General features: G+C 52.7%; 16 protein-coding genes. 8 read left to right on the top strand and 8 right to left on the bottom strand.

What is annotated here, in order from left to right:
• Positions 1–96 precede the first annotated feature (96 nt).
• Complete coding sequence (locus tag AAGR08_RS22345; protein WP_345830259.1) at positions 97–1,431, top strand: PLP-dependent aminotransferase family protein; 1,335 nt, start codon at positions 97–99, stop codon at positions 1,429–1,431.
• Between the two features lie 51 nt (positions 1,432–1,482).
• On the opposite strand, the gene AAGR08_RS22340 is transcribed toward AAGR08_RS22345, so the two are convergent.
• On the bottom strand, positions 1,483–2,670 hold the full coding sequence (locus AAGR08_RS22340; RefSeq protein ID WP_345830257.1) for an MFS transporter: 1,188 nt from the start codon (positions 2,668–2,670) through the stop codon (positions 1,483–1,485).
• A 227-nt stretch (positions 2,671–2,897) separates the two neighbouring features.
• Between AAGR08_RS22340 and AAGR08_RS22335 the strand changes: the two genes are divergently transcribed.
• Complete coding sequence (locus AAGR08_RS22335) at positions 2,898–3,779, top strand: LysR family transcriptional regulator (RefSeq protein WP_345830255.1); 882 nt, start codon at positions 2,898–2,900, stop codon at positions 3,777–3,779.
• A gap of 118 nt (positions 3,780–3,897) precedes the next feature.
• Here AAGR08_RS22335 and cspA read toward each other — a convergent pair whose 3' ends face one another.
• From cspA to AAGR08_RS22320, 3 genes are all read right to left on the bottom strand, one after another.
• Positions 3,898–4,110 (bottom strand): RNA chaperone/antiterminator CspA, encoded by a 213-nt coding sequence (cspA, locus tag AAGR08_RS22330; protein ID WP_007885867.1) that lies wholly within the window; start codon positions 4,108–4,110, stop codon positions 3,898–3,900.
• A gap of 421 nt (positions 4,111–4,531) precedes the next feature.
• Entirely contained in the window at positions 4,532–5,284 is a 753-nt protein-coding gene (locus tag AAGR08_RS22325; RefSeq protein WP_345830252.1) for an SDR family NAD(P)-dependent oxidoreductase, read from the bottom strand.
• 1,233 nt (positions 5,285–6,517) lie between these two features.
• Positions 6,518–7,252 carry an SDR family oxidoreductase gene (locus tag AAGR08_RS22320; protein ID WP_345830250.1) on the bottom strand — a complete coding sequence of 245 codons (735 nt, stop codon included), beginning with the start codon at positions 7,250–7,252 and terminating at the stop codon, positions 6,518–6,520.
• 108 nt (positions 7,253–7,360) lie between these two features.
• On the opposite strand from AAGR08_RS22320, the gene AAGR08_RS22315 reads away from it, so the two are divergent.
• Entirely contained in the window at positions 7,361–8,179 is an 819-nt protein-coding gene (locus AAGR08_RS22315; RefSeq protein ID WP_097098260.1) for a LysR family transcriptional regulator, read from the top strand.
• A gap of 171 nt (positions 8,180–8,350) precedes the next feature.
• Here the strand turns inward: AAGR08_RS22315 and AAGR08_RS22310 are convergent, their stop codons facing one another.
• On the bottom strand, positions 8,351–9,274 hold the full coding sequence (locus AAGR08_RS22310) for a LysR family transcriptional regulator (protein WP_345830247.1): 924 nt from the start codon (positions 9,272–9,274) through the stop codon (positions 8,351–8,353).
• Positions 9,275–9,388: 114 nt separating this feature from the next.
• Here AAGR08_RS22310 and AAGR08_RS22305 point away from each other — a divergent pair, with 114 nt between their 5' ends.
• The 4 genes from AAGR08_RS22305 (at position 9,389) to AAGR08_RS22290 (ending at position 14,209) form a co-directional block, all read left to right on the top strand.
• A complete protein-coding gene (locus AAGR08_RS22305; protein ID WP_345830245.1) occupies positions 9,389–10,540 on the top strand; it encodes a M20 family metallopeptidase in 1,152 nt (383 codons plus the stop codon).
• Complete coding sequence (locus AAGR08_RS22300) at positions 10,528–11,925, top strand: Na+/H+ antiporter NhaC family protein (protein ID WP_345830244.1); 1,398 nt, start codon at positions 10,528–10,530, stop codon at positions 11,923–11,925. Before AAGR08_RS22305 ends, AAGR08_RS22300 begins: the two co-directional genes overlap by 13 nt.
• 219 nt (positions 11,926–12,144) lie before the next feature.
• Positions 12,145–12,702 (top strand): lipid IV(A) palmitoyltransferase PagP, encoded by a 558-nt coding sequence (gene pagP / locus AAGR08_RS22295; protein WP_345830242.1) that lies wholly within the window; start codon positions 12,145–12,147, stop codon positions 12,700–12,702.
• Positions 12,692–14,209, top strand: a complete 1,518-nt coding sequence (locus AAGR08_RS22290; protein WP_345830240.1) for an alpha/beta hydrolase — start codon at positions 12,692–12,694, stop codon at positions 14,207–14,209. Before pagP ends, AAGR08_RS22290 begins: the two co-directional genes overlap by 11 nt.
• On the opposite strand, the gene AAGR08_RS22285 is transcribed toward AAGR08_RS22290, so the two are convergent.
• From AAGR08_RS22285 to AAGR08_RS22275, 3 genes are read right to left on the bottom strand one after another with little or no spacing between them, the layout of a single operon-like run.
• Positions 14,196–15,161: an acyltransferase family protein gene (locus AAGR08_RS22285; protein WP_097098266.1), complete on the bottom strand. Its 966-nt coding sequence runs from the start codon at positions 15,159–15,161 to the stop codon at positions 14,196–14,198. The two genes, AAGR08_RS22290 and AAGR08_RS22285, sit on opposite strands and share 14 nt — an antisense overlap.
• The gene (locus AAGR08_RS22280) at positions 15,158–18,211 is read right to left on the bottom strand and encodes an efflux RND transporter permease subunit (RefSeq protein ID WP_345830239.1); all 3,054 of its coding nucleotides are present in this window, start codon (positions 18,209–18,211) and stop codon (positions 15,158–15,160) included. The genes AAGR08_RS22285 and AAGR08_RS22280 overlap by 4 nt, the downstream gene beginning before the upstream one ends.
• A complete protein-coding gene (locus AAGR08_RS22275) occupies positions 18,211–19,296 on the bottom strand; it encodes an efflux RND transporter periplasmic adaptor subunit (RefSeq protein ID WP_345830238.1) in 1,086 nt (361 codons plus the stop codon). Before AAGR08_RS22275 ends, AAGR08_RS22280 begins: the two co-directional genes overlap by 1 nt.
• Before the next feature lie 756 nt (positions 19,297–20,052).
• Between AAGR08_RS22275 and AAGR08_RS22270 the strand changes: the two genes are divergently transcribed.
• Positions 20,053–22,740, top strand: a complete 2,688-nt coding sequence (locus AAGR08_RS22270) for a cation-transporting P-type ATPase (RefSeq protein WP_345830237.1) — start codon at positions 20,053–20,055, stop codon at positions 22,738–22,740.
• The last annotated feature ends 56 nt before the right edge of the window (positions 22,741–22,796 follow it).

Here is a 22,796-nt window from a genome sequence, read left to right as displayed (position 1 = left end):
GGATGGATGAAGACGACGCTTCTCTACACGCGTTGACGCTACGAATGGTAAACGCCACAATCCATAACAATCAAAATATTGTCATGGATACATTGGATGAAAGCGCGCTATAAGGAAATTGTTGATGAATACGCGGCGGCCATTCGCATGGGTGAGCTGACTGCCGGTACACGCTTGCCTACGCACCGCGTCTTAGCTGCGACCCGCCGCATTTCACTGGCCACCGCCACACGCGTTTATGCCGAGCTTGAGAAAATGGGGCTGGTTAGCGGCGAAGCCGGACGAGGTACCTTTGTACGGGAGATTTCCCTGCCAGCGGGCCTGGGCATGGATCAACAAGTCGTCGCCACCGACGTGGTGGATCTCAATTTCAACTATCCCTCATTACCTCACCAGGCCGAACTGCTGCGCGATGCGCTACGCAATCTCACAACCTCAGGTGATTTGGAATCGCTGCTGCGCTATCAGCCCCATGCAGGCAGACAGAACGATCGCGAGGCAATTGCAAGCTGGCTTACCGGTTTTGGCCTCAAGCCTGCTGCTGAAAACATTCTCATCGTGAACGGCGCACAGCATGGCTTGACTGTTGCCGCGATGGGGATGCTCCGTCCGGGGGATGTCGTGGCCGTTGATGCGCTGACCTATCCGGGGTTCAAAGCTCTGGCCACGCTGTATCAGCTGGAGCTGGCTCCCGTGCCCGTCACCTCAACCGGACCCGATCTCAATGCACTGAGACAGCTTTGCAAGCGGCGCCGTATCAAGGCCATTTACACGATGCCGACTCTGCATAATCCGCTTGGCTGGGTGCTCGACCATGCGCAGCGGCGCGAGATCACCGGCATCGCTCGCGAACATGATTTAGTGATCATTGAGGACGCTGCCTACGCTTATCTGGCGGAGCGTTCTCCGCCGCCGTTTGCCTTGCTCGCTCCCGAAAGAACCCTTTATGTGACGGGCTTTGCTAAAAATATTGCTGCCGGGCTGCGGGTGGGTGCGGTGGTATGTCCGCCAGCATTTCGCCCAGCGATCGAGCGAGCTATTCGCGCCACGGTGTGGAACACGCCATCGCTGATGACGACGCTGGTGGCCGGTTGGCTGCAGGATGGGACTATCAGGCGGCTGGAATCATTAAAACGGAAAGATGCTCGCCAGCGGCAAGCTCTGGCGCGGGAAAGGTTGGGCTCGCTCGATTACGTTAGCCATGAGAATTCTTATTTTATCTGGCTACCGCTGGCAGAAGAGATCCGCGCGGAACAGGTGGTGCGCCAGCTGTTGAACCAGCATATTTCTGTTTCAACAGCCGAGCCGTTCAGTACTGCCCCAAACGTTCCGCACGCAATACGTCTCGCTCTGGGGTCAGTGAGCCTGGATAAGCTGAAAGTGGCGCTGGATAAAGTGGGCGACGTTATTCAATATCAGCGATATATTTGACTCGCACACCCGACAAAGCGGTTTGCCCATCATCATTGATAACGCGTCTTTCTATGCCTCAGGTTTTTTCAGCCTTAAGACCAGAACCATGCTGCCGATGATGACAACGGCGGCCAGTAATACCATGCCCTGAAGACCGGCTGCAGCTATCACCCGGCCTCCGGCGAGTGCACCGGTTCCGATCGCGGCGTTGAAAATGGCCACGTATATAGCTGACGCCGGTTGTGCCGCCTCTCCAGCGCTACGAAGCAACCACGTCTGCAACCCCACAAACACAATGGAGATCCCTGCGCCCCACACTCCGAGCAGCAGCGCGGTGCACCAGAAAGGAAGAGGAGCCGCGCTTCCCAGACCAAGCAGGCCGAGTGCGCCAGCACTCATGAGAAGTGCAATGAAAATTAGCCCTTTGATATGACGATCAATCAGCTTACCGGCAATGACGTTTCCCACCAGACCGGCAAGCCCTAACGTCAGCAGCAGGGCAGAAATGGAGGCCGCCGGTACCGCCTGAGCCTGGGTCAGCAGGGGTTCAAGGTAGGTGAACGCCGCAAAGTGCGCCGAAATAATGCAGGCAGTTGCAACGTAAAGGCTGAGGAGCAGCGGGTTTTTGATGATCCCGCAATAAACCTGCAGCTTTAGGGGTTGTGATGCCGCCAGCGTCGGAAGCGTCCAGAACAAAACACAGGCCGTGGCAAGTGCCAGCAGAGAAATGGTCATAAATGCATTACGCCATCCGGCGATATCCGCAATAAAACTGGACAGCGGGACACCCAGAACGCTGGCAGCCGAAACGCCGCCAAAGATAATTGAGGTGGCAAGCCCCAACTTTTCGATGGGAACCAACTGTACTGCCACGGTGCCGATGAGTGCCCAGAAAGCCCCGTGTGCCAGTGCGCCTGCCATACGCGCACTCATAAACGCGTTTAATGAGTGGGATTGGGTCGCCGCCATGCATGAAAGCGCAAGGATCAGCATCAGAACCACAAGCAGCGCCTTGCGGGAAATCCGTGCTGGTATGGCCCCGGACAGTAGCGCGGCCAGCGCGCCAACCCAGCCATAGGCTGTTACGACAAGACCTGTGCCAGATTCAGTCTGCTGCAGATCCTTCGCTAACATGCTGAGCATACCAACAGGTGCCAGCTCGCTGGTTACAATGGAAAAAGCACTGATCCCCAGCGCGATCACAGCTATCCAGGCGCGTGCAGGTGACGGCCGTACGTGTAAAACGGTATCGCTCATGTAATCAATATCCTTCAATAAAATCGTGAGAAGTCTGCGAGGGAGCGTTTAGGACCGGCTAGATTCAGGCACCTACGCCTTTCATCCCTTCTGGCGGATACGTTGAGTGATAGCCTCGAATTATGTGTTTGCATGTTTATCTCCTTGTGAAGGTTGCAGTATCATCCCTCTTAAAGTGATAAAATAGAGCCGAAAACGGAGATCCGTTTTCCATAAATGGAAAAAGCATGAAGACAGATTTCAACTGGGACGACACGCGGATTTTCCTGGCCATTGCTCGAGCGGGAACGTTGAGTGGCGCGGCTGAAGCGTTAGATATGGGCATTGCTACGATTTCCAGAAGGCTGGATCGGCTTGAGCAATCGCTGGCAATACCGCTTTTCAGCAGGCACCAAAGTGGATACCGGCTAACGGACGATGGTGAGGCACTGCTTGAGCGGGCGGAGGCGCTGGAATATGCAGGCCTTACATTCGGCGAGACGGCGAAACTGCAGGGTAATGTGGCGGGGCTGGTTCGGCTGGCAACATCGGACAATCTGGCCACGCATGTTATTTTGCCGTCACTGACAAGGCTTCTAAATCGCTATCCCGACCTGCGGCTGGAGTTACACAGCGGCGTGCAGTCCGTCAACCTGCACCGCAGGGACGCAGATTTAGCCATTCGCATGGTCAAGCCTGATGCCGGGAATCTGACGTTAAAACGGTTGGGAACCGTAGGTTTTGGCGTGTACGGTGCCAAAAAGTATCTTGAAGATCTCGGGAGTTTACCGCTGGACGAGGCGCAATATGTGACCTGGACTGACGCACATCAGCACCTGCCTGCTGCGCGTTGGGTCACACGAAAACTTCGAGGCAGGCCATGCAGATTAGAGGCAAACACGCTGGTTGCACAGGTTTCAGCAGTGGCTGCGGGGCTGGGATTAGGCGTGTTACCGCACTTTATGGCGAGGGAAAACGGTCTGCACTGCGTGACCGCTGATATCGGCGCGGATCAGGCATTATGGCTGGTGATGCATTCTGACTTAGCTGGCTCACGCAGAGTCAGAGCAATCGCTGATCATTTAATTGCCGTATTTGATGAGCAGAAAGATAAATTGGCGCTGCCATGAGCAAAATAAAGGTAATAAAAAACCCGCGCTGGGCGGGTTTATTTTATTATCACGAGAGCTTAACTGCTCAGACTATTGTCTTCATCGCTATTGTAAGCGTCACTGATAATAACGCCGATTACAGCGGCGTAACGTTTCCAGCAGCTGGACCTTTAGCACCATTTTCAATGGTGAAAGAGACTTGCTGACCTTCATCGAGGGTTTTGTAATTGTCGCTCTGAATTGCAGAGAAATGGACAAATACATCCTTGCTGCCGTCGTTCGGCGTGATAAAGCCAAAACCTTTATCGGAGTTAAACCATTTTACTAAACCAGTCATTTTATTAGACATAGATACTTCCTTAATTGATGAGCCACTAAGAGCGGCGATGATGGCCTGTAGTTAGAGAGTGACTTATTGGGCACTTAGGAGGAGGCTCACGAAGAAGGGTATCTTGAGATAACACCTGAACTGAGGACTGCTTTACTAAAACTGCTTTCATAAGGTCTGTATTCCAAACCGATGGCGCTATTAAGACATAGAGAAATTAATTTAGCAACATTAAGGTATAATTATTTTAACCGCTTAAATGCCCAGATGGCTATATGCCTGTAAATTTCAGCTGATTGCAGGGTAATTGTTGTTTTTTTACTGAAGCTCTTTGAGAAAGGGGCCAGATAAAAGCCCCAAAATAGTAATGTTAATAATTATTGGCGGAAGCACACCTTAAACGTCGAGTGTGATGTTATGGGCGCTGCACTGGAGCTTAATATTACGGGTTCATGGCTCCAAAGATAGCATCGTAGGTGCCATCTCGCTCAGCCCACCGCCGCGCATGATCGCGCTCCAGCAGAAGCTCTCCTCGGGGGATCTCGTCGCGTTCGAGAAGTTGCATCACCTGTGCGATGTAGTCGCCAGTCGGCATAGCGCGAGGATCGGCGGCCTGCTGTACGCCCGTCAGTTCCGTTTGTACATAGGGTGGTGAAAGCTCCAGCACTTCCACAGGAATCTTGCGGAGTTGATGACGTAGAGACGTAAGCCAGGAATGTAGAAAAGCTTTACTCGCACAATAGGTTGGATAACTGGTAAGAGGGAGGAATGCCAGAGCAGAACTGGTTGCCATGATTGTCGCATTTGGATTCTTTTTCAGCACTGGCAGCAAGGCCGACGTCACGCGGACTACGCCCAGGATGTTAGTTTCGATGATCTCCTCAGCGTCCGATACGTCCCAGCTATCCGCCGTGACGTCCTCTGACCGAGAAATGCCGGCATTTGCAATGAGTACATTAAGATCCGGAAATCTGGCGTGGATGTCTTCAGCGAGGCGGGCCAGTGAAATAGGGTCGCCGAGATCCAGCGGTAAGCCGACGATAGCTGGACGTTTTGCAATAATTTCGTCGAGCAAGTTTTGACGGCGCCCAGTGACAATAACGCGATTTCCGCGGTCATGAAATGCCTCAGCGAGCGCACGGCCTATACCACTTGTGCCGCCAGTAATCAGAATAGTGTTTTCAGTCATCTTCATGGTGGTTACCTTTCCATCAGGGTGCTAAGGGGAAGGCCACGATAATTTTCATGAATTCTGGTGCAGGGGATCTTCGAAAGCCCACATGGCTAATGTAGCCATACTGTGCAGGTTCGGTTCAGGGATCCACCAAAAAGAGAAGAATGAAGGCAATACCGTGGCGCCTGTTCCGAGTTCCCTCTGCTGAGGCCCTCTCGGTATTGGGCGCGTTGGATAACGATAACGCCTGCGGCAAGACCATAAAGATGGCTGCGGAATCAACTGTATCTTTGAGGCCTCTCAATTGTCAACCCGTCCGTCTGCCGCACCTCTTTATCGCTTGATTTGCGTATTACCGCAGCACGCCCGCACGAGTGATACCTTGAATTGATAGACCCAAAATATAGTTATTTGTTGTCAATTCAGTTTTATTTTAACCAAGCGAAATATCAGCAGAGGCTGTGACAATATTAATCAATAAGATGAAATACCTCAATCATCCACATATTTTTATCAAAATGCAGCAGGGCCAGATATAGCCTTTTATTTTTATGGATTAGGATTAAGTATTATTTAGTATCGGTATTAGCGGAACGTACACTTCTGGTAAAACCCTTTTTTCGGCAGGGCTCGCCCGGTACTTACAGAGTCAGGGAAAGAAAGTTCAGATTATTCATTATGATGATTTTCATCACCCTTTCCCTGCCATACAGTGGACAGATGGACGTGACGACGAAATAAATGCTTTTTATAATAAGGCCTTCGATAGCGGGAAACTCATTAATGAAGTCCTCATCCCACTGGAAGAAAAAGGTGTACTCAACAAAGAAATTGACTGTATAGATCTCGGCAGCGGTCAGCACACGAAAAAACTTCACCTGGATATTGATGTAAAAACCATCGTTATTCTGGAGGGGGTTTTGCTGTTCCGAGCGCCCATACTGCCTTTTTTAAACTATAAGATTTTTTTGGATATATCGGACAAGGAAATGCTACGACGGGGAACCGTCCGGGATGTGCCGAAATTTGGTCACAGCATTCTCGATTTATACAGAAGTCGATATATTCCTGTTCACCATCGTTACCTGGAAGAGGATTCTCCCAAAGCGATCTCCGACATCGTACTGGATAATACCCACTATGACACCCCGGTAATGTTAAGCTCAGAAATACAATAATTATTTGATGCGTCTTTCTGGATTGTCACAACACCCTATTAGAACAAGGGGCTCTCAAGCCCCTCAAAAAACCGTTTTAAGCATTCTGCCGCGTCGCGGCTAACACAATTTCCCGAACGCATACGTATTCAGGTTGCGAATAGGCATACTCAATCGCATGAGCCACATCTTCCGCACTCAATACTTTACCGCCCATCTCTTGCTTCCACTGGTTATATCCGGTTTTGATATCATCATTCGTTGTATGGCTTAGCAGCTCGGTTTCAACCGCTCCGGGTGCAATCACAATAACGCGGACGTTATGTGGGGAGAGCTCCTCACGTAAATTTTCTGACATACCATGAACGGCAAATTTGGTTCCAACATAAACAACATGATTTGGGAAAGTCTTACGCCCCGCAACGGAACTGATATTGATAATGGTGCCTGCTTTACGTTCAATCATGCCCTTAGTAACAGCATGGACGCCATTCAATAGGCCTTTCACATTCACATTAAGCATTTGCTCCCACTCATGCGGGGCCTGATGTTCAACAGTGCCCAGCAGCATCACACCCGCGTTGTTAACCAGCGCATCTACCGGCCCAAACTGCTGCTCAGCTTCATTTACTGCTGCAGTAAATGCATCAATATCAGTGATGTCTACCGCACGGCACAGCGTATTGGGCAAGTTTAAGGCGCTCATACGGTCAACACGGCGTGCCAGCAGCAGCAGCGCATGGCCGCGAGCAGACAACAACTTAGCGGTGGCCAACCCGATACCAGAACTCGCTCCAGTAATAACAACTAAAGCTTTGGCTGAATTGCTCATCAACATTCCTCATAAATAAAAATGATAGCTTAATGGTGGGTATCACTTTAAATTGGCGTAATTTTGATGAAAAATCGTTTATTTCTTTTACAGGCATAAAATTTAATTATGGATAAGCGACAGCTGACAGCTTTCCTTTGTGTGTTTGAAGAACGCAATATTACCCGGGCGGCAGCAGAGCTAAGTCTGACCCAACCCGCACTCTCCGCTACCATCAAAGCTCTTGAAGAAGAGTTAGGTACGCAGTTATTCGTGCGTAAACCACGTGGAGTGGAGGTGACCGAAGACGCACGAGTCCTTTATCCTCACGCCCGACGAATGATGGGCGAAATGAGTGCGTTAACCGCTCGATTCCGCAAAAAGCATGATAAGTTTCCGCTCAGTTTAGGTATTGAACAGGATATTGCCTCATCCCAACTGATCACCCTGCTGGAACGAATCAATCATAATTTGCCAGATGTGTTATTAACGCTGACGCCTGGATGTAGCGGCGATATTCGCCTGGGTTGCGAAGGTCAGCTTTGCGAAGACGAACTCTTTATTCCGCTGTTTGATGAGCGCTATGTGCTGGCTTTTCCACTCAATCACCCGATGAGTCAAATCACCGAATTAACCGCTAAGCAGCTCAACGATCAACCTTGGGTGATGTCTCCGGAGCACGAATCCCATCAGCGTTTCCTGCCGCTATATGGCACTTCTGGCAATTTTCCTCGTGCTAACGCGGGAAGTTTCACGTTAGCACTGAACCTGGTTGCCGCGGGTGTTGGCTTAACTATCGCTCCGGTTTCATTAGTTGAAGAGCAGTGTAATGTGGCTTTTCGTTCACTTCCCGGTTATCCACTCATGCGCCGAACCGGAATTTGCTATGCGATGCACACGCAGCTAAATCCAATAATTGAACAATTACTGGCTAACGTCAGTGAATAAAGTGATTGATTAGAGGTAACGACATCATATCCAGTAGATCGTAGATAACTTCGGCGTTATCACCTCTACCGGGACGTGAAATGACGGAAATTTATTGGGTGTCATCAAAATTATGAGCGTAACCTGGAGTTATCGTGTTCCCCATCGCAGTTGGTTAGTGAGGAATTAACCTCAAACTTCATCCTCTAATGAAGCCGTAAAGAACTGGCACAGCAGCTGCCAAAGGTAATGCGCGGCAGGCGTCAAACGGTGATCGGCGCTGCGCAGCAGATGACACTGACTTTCTTTGGCGATGCGATGATCAATGGGAACAGCCACCAGTTCGCCGCGTTGCAGCGGTGCTTTCACCGATTGAGCAGTCATAAATGAGATGCCTAAACCGGCCTGCGTAAGCGCAATGGCGCTGGAAAACAGATTGCAACAGTAGGAAGGCGTAAAAATAATCCCTTCACTTTTGAAGATGGCGTTGATGTAACGCTGCAAACCAAACTTTTCATCCATGGCAATTAAACGATGCTGGGTTAATTGGCTGGCGCTGACGGCGGGAAGCCCTGCCAGCGGATGATCCGGCGGCACGATGGCGCAGATAGGGCCGCGCTGAAAACTCAGGCATTTCACGCCCGGCGGTCCCGCTGGGCCGAAGCTCACCGCCATATCCACTTCTCCTTTTGCTATCAGCATCACCGTGGTTTGCATATCGCCTGACATGATGTTCACAAACACGCCAGGGTAGGCGAGAGAAAATGCCTGCACCACATGCCTGACGACATCGTCCACCATGCCTTGTCCGACGCGCAGATTAATTGAGCCGCCGCGCATATGACGCAAATCCTGCAGCTGCCGCTCCAGCATCTTACGGCGCTGGCTGGTTTGGGCGAAATCCTCCGCCAGCATTTTGCCCGCTTCGGTCAACACCACATTGCGTCCGCGCCGCTCCAGCAGCGGCAGTTGCAGGCTGCGTTCCAAAGATGAAAGCTGCCGGCTAATCACTGAGGGATTGATTCCCAGCGCATCTGCCGCGCGGCGAATACCGCCATGCAATCCAACTTCATACAAATAGCTTATGGATTTCTCAGGATAAGTGGACAACGTCATACTTTTTGCCAATCTGTTGCTCTCAGAGCAACAATATTAACATTTACTCCTCATTTTTTAACGTCAATATTTCTGCGCATACTGGCTGTGACACTAAGACAGATGGGTAATAACATGAAAAATATAAAAGATTATTTGCAGCACCATGCCGATGAAATTCTGGGAGACATCAAACGTCTGGTGGCGGCGGAATCGCCTTCGCACGACAAACTGGCGGTTGACGAGTGTGGTGAAGTGTTGCAAAGCCTGTTTCAGCAACGGTTAGGCATTAGCGCTAGCGTGTCGCGGCAGCAGAAGTACGGCAATCACCTCAAATTCACCTTGGGCGATAGCGGGCCGCAAACGACTATCATCGGCCATTTCGATACCGTCTGGGATCGGGGCGAACTGACGCTACGCGAAGAAGAGGGCAAGTTATTCGGGCCAGGCGTACTGGATATGAAAGCCGGGCTGGTCCAGGCGATTTGGGCAGTGCGCGCCTTGCAGTCGCTGGATCAGCTGGTGGGCAAACGCATTGTTTTCCTGTGTAACAGCGATGAGGAGTTAGGCAGCCCGAGCTCCAGCGACTGGCTGGCGCAACATGCGCCGGGAGCCGATCAGGTTTTAGTGGTTGAGCCTGCCGTGGCGGGCAGCGGGGCGCTGAAAGTGGCGCGCAAAGGCACCGGACGTTATGACATCACCATCGCCGGGCAAGCTGCCCACGCCGGCAATAATCCGGAAGAGGGCGTGAGTGCAATTCAGGAGATGGCCCAGCAAATTCTGGTGCTGCATGCCCTGAATGCGCCAGAGCGCGGCACCACGGTCAATGTCGGCATCGCCAACGGCGGCGGTCGCATCAATGTGGTGGCGGATTACGCGCAACTCGGTATTGATACGCGCGTCACGTGCGAAGAAGAGGCACAGCGCATTGATGCGGCCATCAATCAACTTCAGCCATTTAGCGCGGGGATTGGTTTACGCATCAGCGGTGGACAGAAACGTCCGCCGATGCGCCAGACGCCCGCCTCGCTGCTGCTGTTAACGCGCGCCCAACGGGTGGCACAGGCACTGGGCTTTTCGCTGGAAGGAAAATCGGTCGGCGGCGGCAGCGACGGCAATTTTACGGCGGCTTTGGGATTACCGACGCTGGACGGTCTCGGCGCAACCGGTGCGGGCATCCACGCACGTCATGAGCACATTATTATTGCCGACATCGTCCCGCGCGCAGCGTTAGTGGCAGGCATGATCCTCGCAGACACTGAGGAGGTCACGCCATGTCACAACTAAACATTCAGCAGGCCAGCAGCGCAGCGCCCGTGCAGGAAAGCGGGCAGAGTCCTTATCTTTTGCTGTTTATCATTTTGGTTCTGGCGGCGGTAGCAACATGGCTAATTCCGGCCGGCGTCTTTGATTTCGTCACGCGTGACGGGATCAAATTTGCCGTAAAAGACAGTTTGCATGCGGTACCGCAAAGCGGGGTTTATCCGCTGGAAATCTTTACGGCGATTGCCAAAGGGATGGTGAAGTCCGCACCGATTATCTTTCTGATTCTATTTACCGGTGGCGTGCTGGCGGTGGTTGAGGAAACGGGTGCCATCGCCACGGCGTTGAATTCCCTGTCGCGCAGCACGCGCCTCAGTGACACGCGCATGGTGCTGATTTTCGGCACTATCTTTGCCTTGTTAGGCACTACCGGTGTCGTGGTCAACGCGGTGGTGGCGTTTGTGCCCATTGGCCTGCTGGTGGCGCGCTCAATGGGGTTGCCGCCAATTTTGGGCGCGTCGCTGGTTTACCTCACCTGCGCGGCGGGTTTCAACGTGGCAATCCTCAACCCGGCGACCACCGGTTTAACTCAGCATCTGGCACAGCTGCCGTTGTTCTCAGGCATGCTACTTCGCGGTATTACCTGTTTGCTGTTTGTCGTCAGCGCGATTGCTTACCTGATCTGGTCAATCCGTCGCGCGCGTCAGGATGGGTATCTGCGGCCAAAACAGGCGCAGGGCGCTGAGCAAACGGCGAAGGTTACGGGTCGTCATAAGCTCATTTTAAGTACGGTCGCGCTGTCGCTGCTGCTGTTCATTAGTGGGGCGGTGAAGTTTCACTGGGGCACCAGTGAAATGTCGGCGATGTTTATCTTGCTCTCAATTGCCGTGGGGCTGATGGGGCGCATGTCGGGTTCGGATATCGCCAACACCTTCCTCAGCGGCTGTTCGAAGCTGGTGAAGGGCGGGTTTATCGTCGGCATGGCAGCCTCGATTTCGCTGGTGCTGCAGCAGGGCAACGTGCTGGACCCGATTGTCGGTTTCCTGTCTGATTTGCTGGCGCCTATTCCGCCAACCGCAGCAGCGATTGGTATGTTTATCAGTGCCGCCTTGATGCACTTCGGCATCTCTTCCGGTTCCGGCGAGTCTGCTTTGCTGATTCCCATCTTCTCACCGCTCGGCGATAACCTTGGTTTGACGCGTCAGGTAATGGTGCAGACGGTGCTGCTGGGTGAAGGCATCGTAAACTGCATGAGCCCTACATCAGGCGTACTGATGGCGGTTCTGGCCACGGCGAACGTGTCGTTTGGCAAATGGCTGCGTTTTGTTGCGCCGGTCATCGCCGTGTGGTTTGTTATCTGCGTAGTGATGCTGCTGATTGGCGTGGCGATAAACTGGGGACCGTTCTGATATAAAACCAGGAAGCGCGAAAGGGCTTCCTGGCCGCTTCTGATACGTTTATAAAACGGATTTTATCGCCCCATAGCCATGGGCATTTGGCCCGTCAGAAATTTCCTATAGCAATAACAAGCAACTATAATCTACCCGGTTAAGTGGCTTGATCTGCTCTCTTAGCACGTCAGCTTTTTCACCCCCTTTTCATGTCGATGAATTTCAGAGGCATAAACTATGCGAAGTCTTCAGGTGACCTGGTCTCTTATCTTGATTCTGAGTGTCTTTCCTGCCAGCGCGGCTGGCACGCTGAGTGATGGCTGGGAATGGCTCAAGCAGGACGTTTCTCAAACCTGGCAGGAACCGCAGTATTACGATCTCTATTTGCCCTTTATTAGCTGGCACGCGCGCTTCGCTTACGATAAAGAGAAAACGGACAACTATAATGAAACGCCGTGGGGCGGTGGCTTCGGCGTTTCACGCATCAATGAAGAGGGTAACTGGAGCGCGCTCTATGCGATGGCATTTAAAGATTCGCATAATGAATGGCAGCCGATTGTTGGCTATGGTTGGGAGAAAGGTTGGTATCTGGACCAGCAGCGCGATTTTCGTCTCGGTCTGGGGCTAACCGCTGGCATTACGGCACGGGATGATTTCGCCAATTATGTCCCGCTGCCCATTGTCCTGCCGCTGTTCTCTGCGGGCTATAAACGCCTCAACGTGCAGTTCACTTACATTCCCGGCACCTACAATAACGGCAACGTGCTGTTCGCCTGGTTACGCTATGCGTTCTGATGCCGCTAACGCACTGTACAAAGATAAAATTGGCAAACTCCTTAAGCGAACAGCCGTGGGCGTGTTGGTTTTACTCATCGTGTTTCTGGGGATTCGCGGTTATCAATCCGAGCAGGGGCCGCCATTGCACCGCTGGCATACCTGGGCTGCACATGAAATGGCGAAAGATGAGATTGATCGCGCCAGCTTCGCTGATTATCTGGCGCGAGAAGATGCCATTTTCCATGACATGAAAGTCAATGTAACCGATCAACTCAGTGATGAGGAGAAAACGCCGCTTAACCGCTTTAACCAACACAGTTCAGTTTATCCAGCGCGGTTTGATACCGACTGGAATCGCTCTTTTATCCTTGAACCAGAAGGTGAGGTGAAAGGTGCTGTGGTATTGCTGCATGGGTTAACCGATTCGCCCTACAGCATGCGTTATCTGGCGCAGGCCTATCAGCAAAAGGGCTTTGTAGCGGTGGTGCCGCGCTTGCCCGGTCACGGCACGGCACCCGGCTCGCTCACTAAAGTCGACTGGCAAATGTGGATGGCGGTGACCCGCTTAGCGGTGCGCGAAGCCACGCGCCTGGCGGGAAACAATGTGCCCTTGCATCTGGTTGGCTACTCCAACGGCGGCGCATTAGCCGTGAAGTACAGCCTCGATAGCCTGCAAAATAACGCGCTGCGTAAACCGCAGCAGATCGTGCTGCTGTCGCCGATGATAGGCGTCACCGCCTATGCGCGATTTGCCGGATTAGCAGGCTGGCCAGCTGCCATTCCAGGATTCGCCAAAGCCGCCTGGCTGAGTATCGTTCCGGAATATAATCCCTTTAAATACAACTCATTTCCTGTGCGCGCCGCGCGTCAATCCTGGCTACTAACCCAGGCCATGCAGGATCAAATGCTGCACATCATACGCAGCGGAACAATGCAGGCATTTCCACCGGTGCTGACCTTCCAGTCCGTGCTGGATTCCACCGTCAGCACCCGCGCGGTCGTGAATGCGTTTTATCGCTATTTACCGGATAACGGCAGCGAGCTGGTGATGTTCGACATCAATCAGGCGGCAAACCTACGCGCGCTCTTCAGACCCGCACTGTATTCGGCAGCAAACAGTTTATTGCCCCCGGCACCGCGTCGCTACACATCCACGGTGATCACCAATGCGTCGCCCAATACCTATGACACCGTGGCGCGTATTACCCCGGCTGAAGAAACTCAAGAGAGAGTGCGTTCATTGCATGCGGCGTGGCCGCAGGATACGTATTCTCTATCGCATATTGCGCTGCCATTTCCGCTTAGCGATTCGTTGTATGGCCGCGAACCGAGCGAAAGGAACCGTTATGGCATTAGCTTTGGCACCATTTCACTGCGTGGCGAAACCGCCAGCCTGATCGTTGGGCTTGATACCCTGATGCGCAATACATCCAATCCGTTTTTTGATTTTATGATGCTGCAGATAAAAGGGCGCATCGATTGCAGCAGCCAGGCTGATGTTCAACCCTGCCTTAAAGCGTTATGACTTGTTTCAACCAGCCGCTGGCGAGAATCAGCCGCGACAGCAACACCGAGGCGGCAAAGGTGACCACAATCAGCGTCAGCTTGGTGGCTAACGAGGTAATCGGAATCAGCGCTGTCACCAGGTGGAATACCGAATAATGCAGGATGTAGACTCCGGTCATGGTTTTGCTAATGGTCCCCAGCAGGGCTTCTTTTATGGCCGCATTGCGGCGAAAGCGCACCTCGCTGGCGGCAATGACCAGCGCCACCACCAGCAGATAGATTTGCGATCCGGTCAGGATGAAGGCATTGCGATCGGCTTTAAACAGCGCAAAGAAGAAGTGCTGCTCGTAAAACCAGGTGAAAAGATAAATAACGGGCAGGGCGATAATCGCGCCGCGCGCCACCTTTTTGCGCGCCATCCAGTCGGCAATTAGCGCATCGCCCAGCAGCTGGCCGGTTAAGTAAAACAGCAGCCACGTCCAGAGGCGATACTGCGGTTCCAGACTAAAGAGGTGCTCATCAGGATACAAAACCGAGAGCAGGTCGTAGCCGTAAGAAAAGACCAGCAGGCTAAACACCAGCCCACAGAACAGCAGCCGATGCCGGCTAAGCCAGAGCAGCAGCGGATGAAAACTGTAGATAATAATGAATGAGAAAACGAACCACGGTTGAATCAAATAGCCGCGCTGATAGGGTTCCCACAGGTAATAGATCGTCATCCAGAAGAGAAACACGATCACCACATTTCTGATCTTTCCAATCTGCCAGTGCACATCCTGCTCGGCGCGCGCATCCATAATCCCGGCGACGACAAAAAACAGCGGCGTAGCAATGGTGGAAATAAAGGTAAGAAACGCCAGAATCCAGTGGTAATCATAATCGTAGCGATCCCAGGTGTTGTACAGGGTGAAGAACGTCACTGCCGCCATGCAACCCAGGGTTTTGATGACATTGAGCCCGGTATTATTCATGACGCGGTTTGGCGATGGAAGCAGGCATAGATCACCGGCAGAACCAGCAGCGTCAGCACGGTTGCAAAGCCCAGGCCGAACATAATCACCACCGCCATGCTTTGGAAAAATACATCACGCAGCAGCGGCGCGAGTCCCAGCACGGTAGTGAAAGCCGTGAGCAAAATCGGGCGCAAACGCGAGGTGGCGGCGTAGAGGATCGCTTCTCCCTGCGGCTTCAACAGCTTCTGTTGTTCAATCTCCTCAACCAGCACAATTCCGTTACGGATCAACATGCCACTCAGGCTTAACAGGCCGATAAGGGCCATAAAACCAAACGGAATGCCAGTGATCAAGAAACCGGGCGTGACACCGATTAGCGCCAGCGGCACCGTCAGCCAGATGGCAACGGCATTCTTCAGTGAGCTGAACATCAGCACGGTAATAACGAACATCACCAGATACCCCAGCGGCAGCGAGGTAAACACTCCTTGCTGCGCCTCACTGGAACTTTCGGCATCGCCTCCCCATTCGATGCTGTATCCGTGCGGCAGCGGGATGTGATCAATCTGCGGCTTTACGCGCGCCAGAATATCACCGGACGTATCGTTGCTGAGCGGATTCGGGTCGGTCTGAACCGTCAGCACCCGGCTGCGATCGCGGCGCAGAATCAGCGGATCTTCCCATTGCAAGCTGAAGCCGCTTACGACGTTACTGAGCGGAATATACTGCTGCTGGCTCTGGCTCCACACCAGCACATTATTCAGATGATTGGCGTCCTGCCGCTCGCTGGCCGGCGGCCGCACCATTACCGGCAGCAAATCGGCGCCTTCACGATAAAGCCCCACGCGGCTGCCTGAGAAATTCATCTCCAGCGCGTTATCAACATCCTGTTTATCCACGCCTAACTCACGACCGAGCGCCAGATTGTACTGCGGGCGAATAACTTTGCTGCGGTTTTGCCAATCATTCCGCACGCTATCAGTGGCGGAATCCTGAGTCAGGATGGCATCAACCTGGCTGGCAATTAGCCGCATTCTGTCGGGATCGGGGCCCTTAATACGCACCTCGATCGCGCTGCCGCCGGAAGGGCCAAACATCACCCGTTTGGTGCTGGCGTTCACTTGCGGATACTGGCGTGCAATGTAGCTGTCAATACGCCGGGTAAGGGCGGCAATATTGCGCTGATCGTCCATGCGCACCATGATCTGCGCGTAATTGCTGTACTGGCGCTGCCCGTTATAAGTGAGAATAAAGCGCATGCTGCCCTGACCAATGGTGGTTACCGTCGAGATCACGCCCTGCTGGCCGGTAATTGATTTCTCAATCTCGCTGGCCATGTTTTCAGTAGATTTGATGTCGGTGCCGTAAGGTAACCAGAGATCGACAAAGAAGATCGGCGTATTGGCAGACGGAAAGAAATTTTGCCGTACCGAGCCGAATCCCCAAATTGCTAACGCCAGCAGCACCGCCATCAGAGAAAGCGTGAGGGTTTTCTGCGTGAGCAGCACCTGCAACACCCGCTGATAAAGCCGATAAAATCCACCCTCATAAGGTGAGACACTGACCGCGGCGGCGGCTGACGCCTGCGCGTTAAACAGCCACCATTTGATCAGTACCGGTGTGATAGTGAGGGCGCAAAACCAGCTCAGCAGCAGGGAAATCAGCAACACCTGAAACAGCGATTTGCAGTATTCACCGGTAGAATCCTGCGATAATCCGATGGGGGCAAACGCCAGAATGGCGATGATTGTCGCTCCCAAGAGGGGGAAGGCGGTGCGGCGAATAACGAAGTTGATGGTGGTCATGAGGGGCGAGTTTTGCTGGCGCGCAATCAGCACGCCTTCGACAATCACAATGGCATTATCCACCAGCATACTGAGGGCGATGATGAGCGCGCCCAGCGAGATACGCTGTAGCTCAATACCGCACAGATACATGATCAGCAGCGTGCCCAGCACATTCAGCGCCAGTGAAAGCGCAATAATTATGCCGCTGCGCACACCCATAAAAATCAGCAGCACGCCGACCACAATCGCTAATGCCATGAGGAAATTAGCAATAAAGCCATTCACGGAGTGCGCCACTTCCGCAGCCTGATCGTAAAAAACATTGAGTTGGATGCCCGCTGGCTTTTCTGCCGACATCTGCTGCAGTTTGGCCTCCAGCGCACGACCAACGTCAATCACGTTTACCCCAGGGATAAACGAAATTCCCATGGTCACCGCCGGACGTCCGCTCGCGTGGTAGAAGCTGGAGGGCGAATCGCTCAGCCCACGCGAGAGCGTAGCGATATCGCGTAATCGGGTGGTGGCGTGGTCGCCCGGCGGGCTCACCAGCAGATTGCTTAACTCTTCGATGTTTTGAAACTCACCGGTGGGATGCAGGCGGATAGATTCCGTCCCGGCTTTGATCTCTCCCGCGCTTGAAACCACATTCAGGCGGCTCAGCACGCTGGCAAGTTGCGGCAGGGTGATGCCGCGCGCAGCCATCATCGTCAGCGAAACATCGACGTTAATTTGCTGGGGGATCACTCCGCCGAGCGCCACTTTCCCCACGCCCGGAACCAGCACCAGTTCACGACGCAGCTGCTCCGCGTACTGCACTAACTCCGAATTACTGAAGTTATCGCCTGAAATCGTGAAGAAAAAACCGAAGACATCGCCGAAATCATCATTGACGAACGGTGCAGAAACGCCGGGAGGAAAGAAACGCGCCGCGTCGCCCACTCTGCGCCGCAGTTCATCCCATATTTGCGGCAATTCACGGGAATGGTAGCGTGAGGCAATGTTCACTGTAATCTGTGACAGCCCATTAGATGAGATCGAACTGACGTTGTCTAGGTACGGCAACTGCTGCAGCGCGTTCTCCAGTGGCAAAGTGACTTCCTCTTCCACCTGCTGAGCGGAGGCACCGGGATAATGCGTAACCACCACCGCGGTTTTAATGGTAAACGCGGGATCTTCAAGGCGACCGATATTGAGCAGGGCAAAAATACCGCCGACGCCCAATAACAGAATCGCCAGCCAGACGCGCACCGGATTATCAATAAACTGCCGGGAGATATCCATTACAACCCCCGCTCACGCGTCCAGATGCGCACCGGCTGCTGGGCATGCAGTTCATTCACCCCGGCGGCGACCACGCGTTCCCCTGCCTGAAGTCCGGCGGTAATCACCACGCCGCGATCGGTCACTGCACCGACGCTGACTTTTCGATCCTCCACGTGCAGCCGATCGCCGCTGCCCTGCACAACCCATACGTGGGGTTCGTTACGCTGGCTGTTATCCGGATTGAACACGGCTTCAACAGGTACTACGAGGGATTCACGATCCACATTGGCTGGCAAATTGGCGAGATTAATCGTCACCGTGCCGCTCACTCCGCCTACTGCAGGAAAATCTGCTGGGCGCGGCATAGTCAAAATAATTTGCCATGTCAGGGTGTTACTGCTGCTGCTGCCGGTGTGTTCCTTGTATTCTGCCTGGAATTCACGATCCGGCAGGCTATTAATGCGCACCACGGGTCGATAAGTCATGTTGCGCATATCTAACGCGGTAAACAGGTTCTCCGGCACGCTAAACACCACGTCGAGTAGATCGGTGCGGGTGAGGGTGGCGATGGTTTGACCGGCGGCAACCACCTGATGATTGCGAACATTAACCGTAGCGGCAATACCGCTAAAGGGCGCGGTCAGCGTCATTTGACCTAACTCTTCGCGCGCGATTTGTAGCGCTGCATTGGCGGCATCCCGATTGGCACGCTGCACGTCCATCTCTGCCTGCGAAATTGCCTGCCGGCCTGAAAGCGTTTGAAAACGGGCAAACTGGCGCTGGGCAAGCGTGGCGGCAGTTTGTCGTTCATTAACGCGTTGCTGGGCTTCGCGTGCGATTAATCTGGCGATTTGCTGCCCCTGCACCACGCGGGTTCCCTGACGAATATCCAATGACTCAATCTGCCCTCCACGCTTAAATGACACCTCTGTGGAATCGCCAGACTCAATGCGAGCCGGAAATATGCGCTGTTGCGATGCGCCGGAAGCCATAACGTCAAACACTTTAACCATGCGCGGTGGCGGAGCGACTTCCTGCTTTTTTTGATCGCAAGCGGTTGTTATAAAAATAACAATGGCAAGCAGAGTAAAATAACGCGTCACTGTATTACCCTCAGAAATAATGCGTTAATTATCAACTTTATTATTAGTGGCTTATTAGTTTCCCAACATCGAAACTACCGCGTAGGTAAATAAGCCAACGGCAGAGCAGGTGATAATCGCCAGGACAACATACAGGCTGATACGAAAAAGGCTGTAGACAGGCATAGCTGCCTCCATTAACCAGGGCCGCAGTAAAACGGCGTCATCGCTATAAACGGGAAAGGGTTCAATGAGATATTTTGTTATGGATGAGCATAGACCGATAAGTCAAAAAAAGTAAAGAGAGATGATTTGTAATATTTTTATTGAAATCAATAAAACAAAAATCCACAAAATGCTATTTTTATAGTTATTAAATCCATGTGGCTAGAGTTTTGTATCGCCATAATGTTTTCATAATAGACGTGGGACTTCTGGCATTACAATGAATTTACACTGATTTTTTTATTATCTATTGCGATGTGAAGGGCGCGAATAAGTTTCCCGCTCACATTGCTTATTTCTTTTGCTAAATGAATGCGCTGAATTTACCTGTGCTACGTTTATAGCGTTCATTTTTCAAATTTATAGCGTTGGCCTTACAGCATTTTTAGCTGCTCAGCTTAGGGCTGGCAGCCATTAATTACCTATTTTTCAACCCTGAGCGCGCCTCTTTCCAGCCTGGAATAATGAGTCTGCGCTTTTCGTTTAATGGCAATCTGTGCATAACCGGATATCACCGCCTTGATTTCCGAAACAGGATTTGAGGAGAAAGCGATGAATACAGCTAAACCGGAAAGTACCTATTATCAGCTTTCTGTCGATGAAGCGCTGACGCATACCGGCAGTTCAACCGAGGGGATAAGTGGTTCCGAAGCGGAAGCAAGATTAAAGCAGTATGGAGAAAATGCGCTTCCTCAAAAGCCCGGCAAGCCAGCCTGGCTGCGCTTTTTGGCCCATTTTAACGATGTTTTAATCTATGTATTGCTGGCGGCCGCGGTCCTGACGGCGGTGATGGGCCACTGGGTGGATACGCTGGTGATCCTCGGTGTTGCGGTAGTGAACGCCCTGATTGGTCACATTCAGGAGAGCAACGCGGAAAAATCCCTGCAGAGCATTCGCAATATGCTTTCCAGTGAAACGGTGGTTATCCGCGCTGGTCATCACGAGACGCTGGCAACCACCGCATTGGTACCCGGCGATGTGGTGGTTATCCGCGCGGGCGATCGCATCCCGGCTGATCTGCGCGTTATCGAAGCCCATAATCTGCGGGTTGAAGAAGCGATTCTTACCGGCGAATCCACAGTCGTTGAGAAGGGTACAGAGGCCCTGAGTGGAGAACTGCCGCTGGGCGATCGCACGAATTTGCTGTTCTCCGGCACCACCGTGAGTTCGGGGGGCGGAAAAGGGCTGGTGGTGGCGACCGGCGGCGCCACGGAACTGGGCCACATCAACCAGATGATGTCCGATATCGAGAAGCATCGCACCCCGCTACTCGTGCAAATGGACAAACTGGGTAAAGCCATTTTCCTGATTATTCTGGCGATGATGGCAGCCTTGTTTGTCTTCAGTTTGTTGTTCCGCGATATGCCGGTTTCCGAGCTCATGCTTTCACTGATTAGCCTTGCCGTTGCCTCGGTTCCCGAGGGATTACCCGCCATTATCTCCATCATTCTTTCCCTGGGTGTGCAAACCATGGCCCGGCAGCAGGCGATCATTCGTAAATTGCCCACCGTGGAAACCTTGGGGGCGATGACCGTAATCTGCTCGGATAAAACCGGCACGCTGACTATGAATGAAATGACCGTAAAGGCCATTATCACCGCCGATCAGATTTACCGCGTGGAGGGCGTAAGCTATGAACCGGTGGGGGCCATTCATAAAGCTGACGATGCTGCACCTTTGACGATTATCCAAGGGTCGCTGCTGGAGCGCTATCTGCGCACCATTGATTTGTGTAATGACAGCCAGCTGATTAAAGATGAGAACGGGCTATGGAAGATCACCGGCGGCCCCACCGAAGGCGCGCTGAAGGTGTTGGCGGCAAAAGGGCAGCTACCGTCGGTGATCACGGAGCTGCGCAGTAAGATTCCTTTTGATTCGCAATACAAATATATGTCTACCCACTATCGCATTGGCGAAGAGGAGTGTGTGCTGCTCACCGGAGCACCCGATGTGTTATTCAGGCATTGCCAGCAGCAGCAGACGGAAACCGGTCTGCAGCCACTCGACCTCGCCTGGTGGGAGGCCAAAATTGAAGAGTATGCGCGCGAAGGATTACGCATGGTGGCAGCGGCCTGGAAACCCGCCACGCCAGGACAAAGTGAAATAACCCATCAGGATCTGCATCACGGCATGATTTTGCTGGGGATTGCCGGAATGATGGATCCCCCGCGGCCGGAAGCCATCACCGCAATTGGCGACTGCCTGCAAGCCGGGATTCGCGTCAAAATGATCACCGGTGACCACCCGCAAACGGCCATGAGTATTGGTCAGATGTTGGGTATTGGTAACGCCGCGAGCGCCATTACCGGACGTGAACTGGAAGTGATGGACGATCATCAACTCAGTGAAGCGGCGCAATCTTATGACATCTTTGCCCGTACCAGCCCCGAGGATAAGTTCCGCCTGGTGCAGGCGCTGCAGAGCAAAAAAGAGGTCGTCGGTATGACCGGCGATGGCGTGAATGATGCGCCTGCATTGAAGCAGGCAGATGTCGGCATCGCCATGGGAATCAAAGGTACCGAAGTCACTAAAGAAGCCGCGGACATGGTGCTGACAGACGATAACTTTGCCACCATCGCTAGCGCCGTCAGAGAAGGGCGGCGGGTTTATGATAACCTGAAAAAAACCATTCTCTTTATTATGCCGACGAACCTCGCGCAGGGGTTACTGATCATCATTGCACTGCTGGCAGGGAATTTAATTCCGCTCACACCGGTATTAATTCTGTGGATGAACATGGCTACCTCCGCCACGCTCTCCTTCGGCCTGGCCTTTGAGGCCGGAGAGCAAAATATTATGCGACGCCCGCCGCGTGATCCTAAGCTGCATGTGATGGATGGATTTGCCATCTGGCGAGTCATTTTTGTCGGTTCAATGATTGCCATCAGCGCCTTTGTGCTGGAAGCATGGTTACAACCGCGCGGCTATTCGCCCGAGTTTATTCGCACCGTGTTATTGCAGACGCTGGTGACGGCTCAGTGGTTCTATATGCTGAACTGCCGCGTCTCCGACGGTTTTTCATTAAGCAAAGGTTTGCTGCTGAATAAAGGCATCTGGATTGTGAGTGCGGTACTGCTGGTGCTGCAACTGTTGATTATCTATGCACCCTTTATGCAACTGCTGTTTGGTACTACCGCGCTGCCTTTCCGTTATTGGGTTATTACCCTACTCATCGGCTTCGTGATGTTTTTGATAGTGGAAATTGAGAAACCCCTCACAAGGCGATTCAGAACCCGGTAATTGCGGAGATAGCAGAGGATGACATCCAGACCAGCAATCATCGTGTCTGGATGTCG

Source organism: Pantoea sp. BRR-3P (assembly GCF_039621635.1).
GTDB lineage: Bacteria > Pseudomonadota > Gammaproteobacteria > Enterobacterales > Enterobacteriaceae > Pantoea > Pantoea floridensis.
This window is presented reverse-complemented; position numbering and strand designations above follow the sequence as displayed.

Bases quoted from the DNA above. Each gene is read 5' to 3' on its own strand.
- AAGR08_RS22340 (WP_345830257.1), bottom strand. From the start codon at position 2,670: ATGAGCGATACCGTTTTACACGTACGGCCGTCACCTGCACGCGCCTGG.
- AAGR08_RS22345 (WP_345830259.1), top strand. From the start codon at position 97: ATGAAAGCGCGCTATAAGGAAATTGTTGATGAATACGCGGCGGCCATT.
- AAGR08_RS22325 (WP_345830252.1), bottom strand. From the start codon at position 5,284: ATGAAGATGACTGAAAACACTATTCTGATTACTGGCGGCACAAGTGGT.
- cspA (WP_007885867.1), bottom strand. From the start codon at position 4,110: ATGTCTAATAAAATGACTGGTTTAGTAAAATGGTTTAACTCCGATAAA.
- AAGR08_RS22285 (WP_097098266.1), bottom strand. From the start codon at position 15,161: ATGAATAATACCGGGCTCAATGTCATCAAAACCCTGGGTTGCATGGCG.
- AAGR08_RS22310 (WP_345830247.1), bottom strand. From the start codon at position 9,274: ATGACGTTGTCCACTTATCCTGAGAAATCCATAAGCTATTTGTATGAA.
- AAGR08_RS22270 (WP_345830237.1), top strand. From the start codon at position 20,053: ATGAATACAGCTAAACCGGAAAGTACCTATTATCAGCTTTCTGTCGAT.
- AAGR08_RS22300 (WP_345830244.1), top strand. From the start codon at position 10,528: ATGTCACAACTAAACATTCAGCAGGCCAGCAGCGCAGCGCCCGTGCAG.
- AAGR08_RS22320 (WP_345830250.1), bottom strand. From the start codon at position 7,252: ATGAGCAATTCAGCCAAAGCTTTAGTTGTTATTACTGGAGCGAGTTCT.
- AAGR08_RS22335 (WP_345830255.1), top strand. From the start codon at position 2,898: ATGAAGACAGATTTCAACTGGGACGACACGCGGATTTTCCTGGCCATT.
- pagP (WP_345830242.1), top strand. From the start codon at position 12,145: ATGCGAAGTCTTCAGGTGACCTGGTCTCTTATCTTGATTCTGAGTGTC.
- AAGR08_RS22290 (WP_345830240.1), top strand. From the start codon at position 12,692: ATGCGTTCTGATGCCGCTAACGCACTGTACAAAGATAAAATTGGCAAA.
- AAGR08_RS22280 (WP_345830239.1), bottom strand. From the start codon at position 18,211: ATGGATATCTCCCGGCAGTTTATTGATAATCCGGTGCGCGTCTGGCTG.
- AAGR08_RS22315 (WP_097098260.1), top strand. From the start codon at position 7,361: ATGGATAAGCGACAGCTGACAGCTTTCCTTTGTGTGTTTGAAGAACGC.
- AAGR08_RS22305 (WP_345830245.1), top strand. From the start codon at position 9,389: ATGAAAAATATAAAAGATTATTTGCAGCACCATGCCGATGAAATTCTG.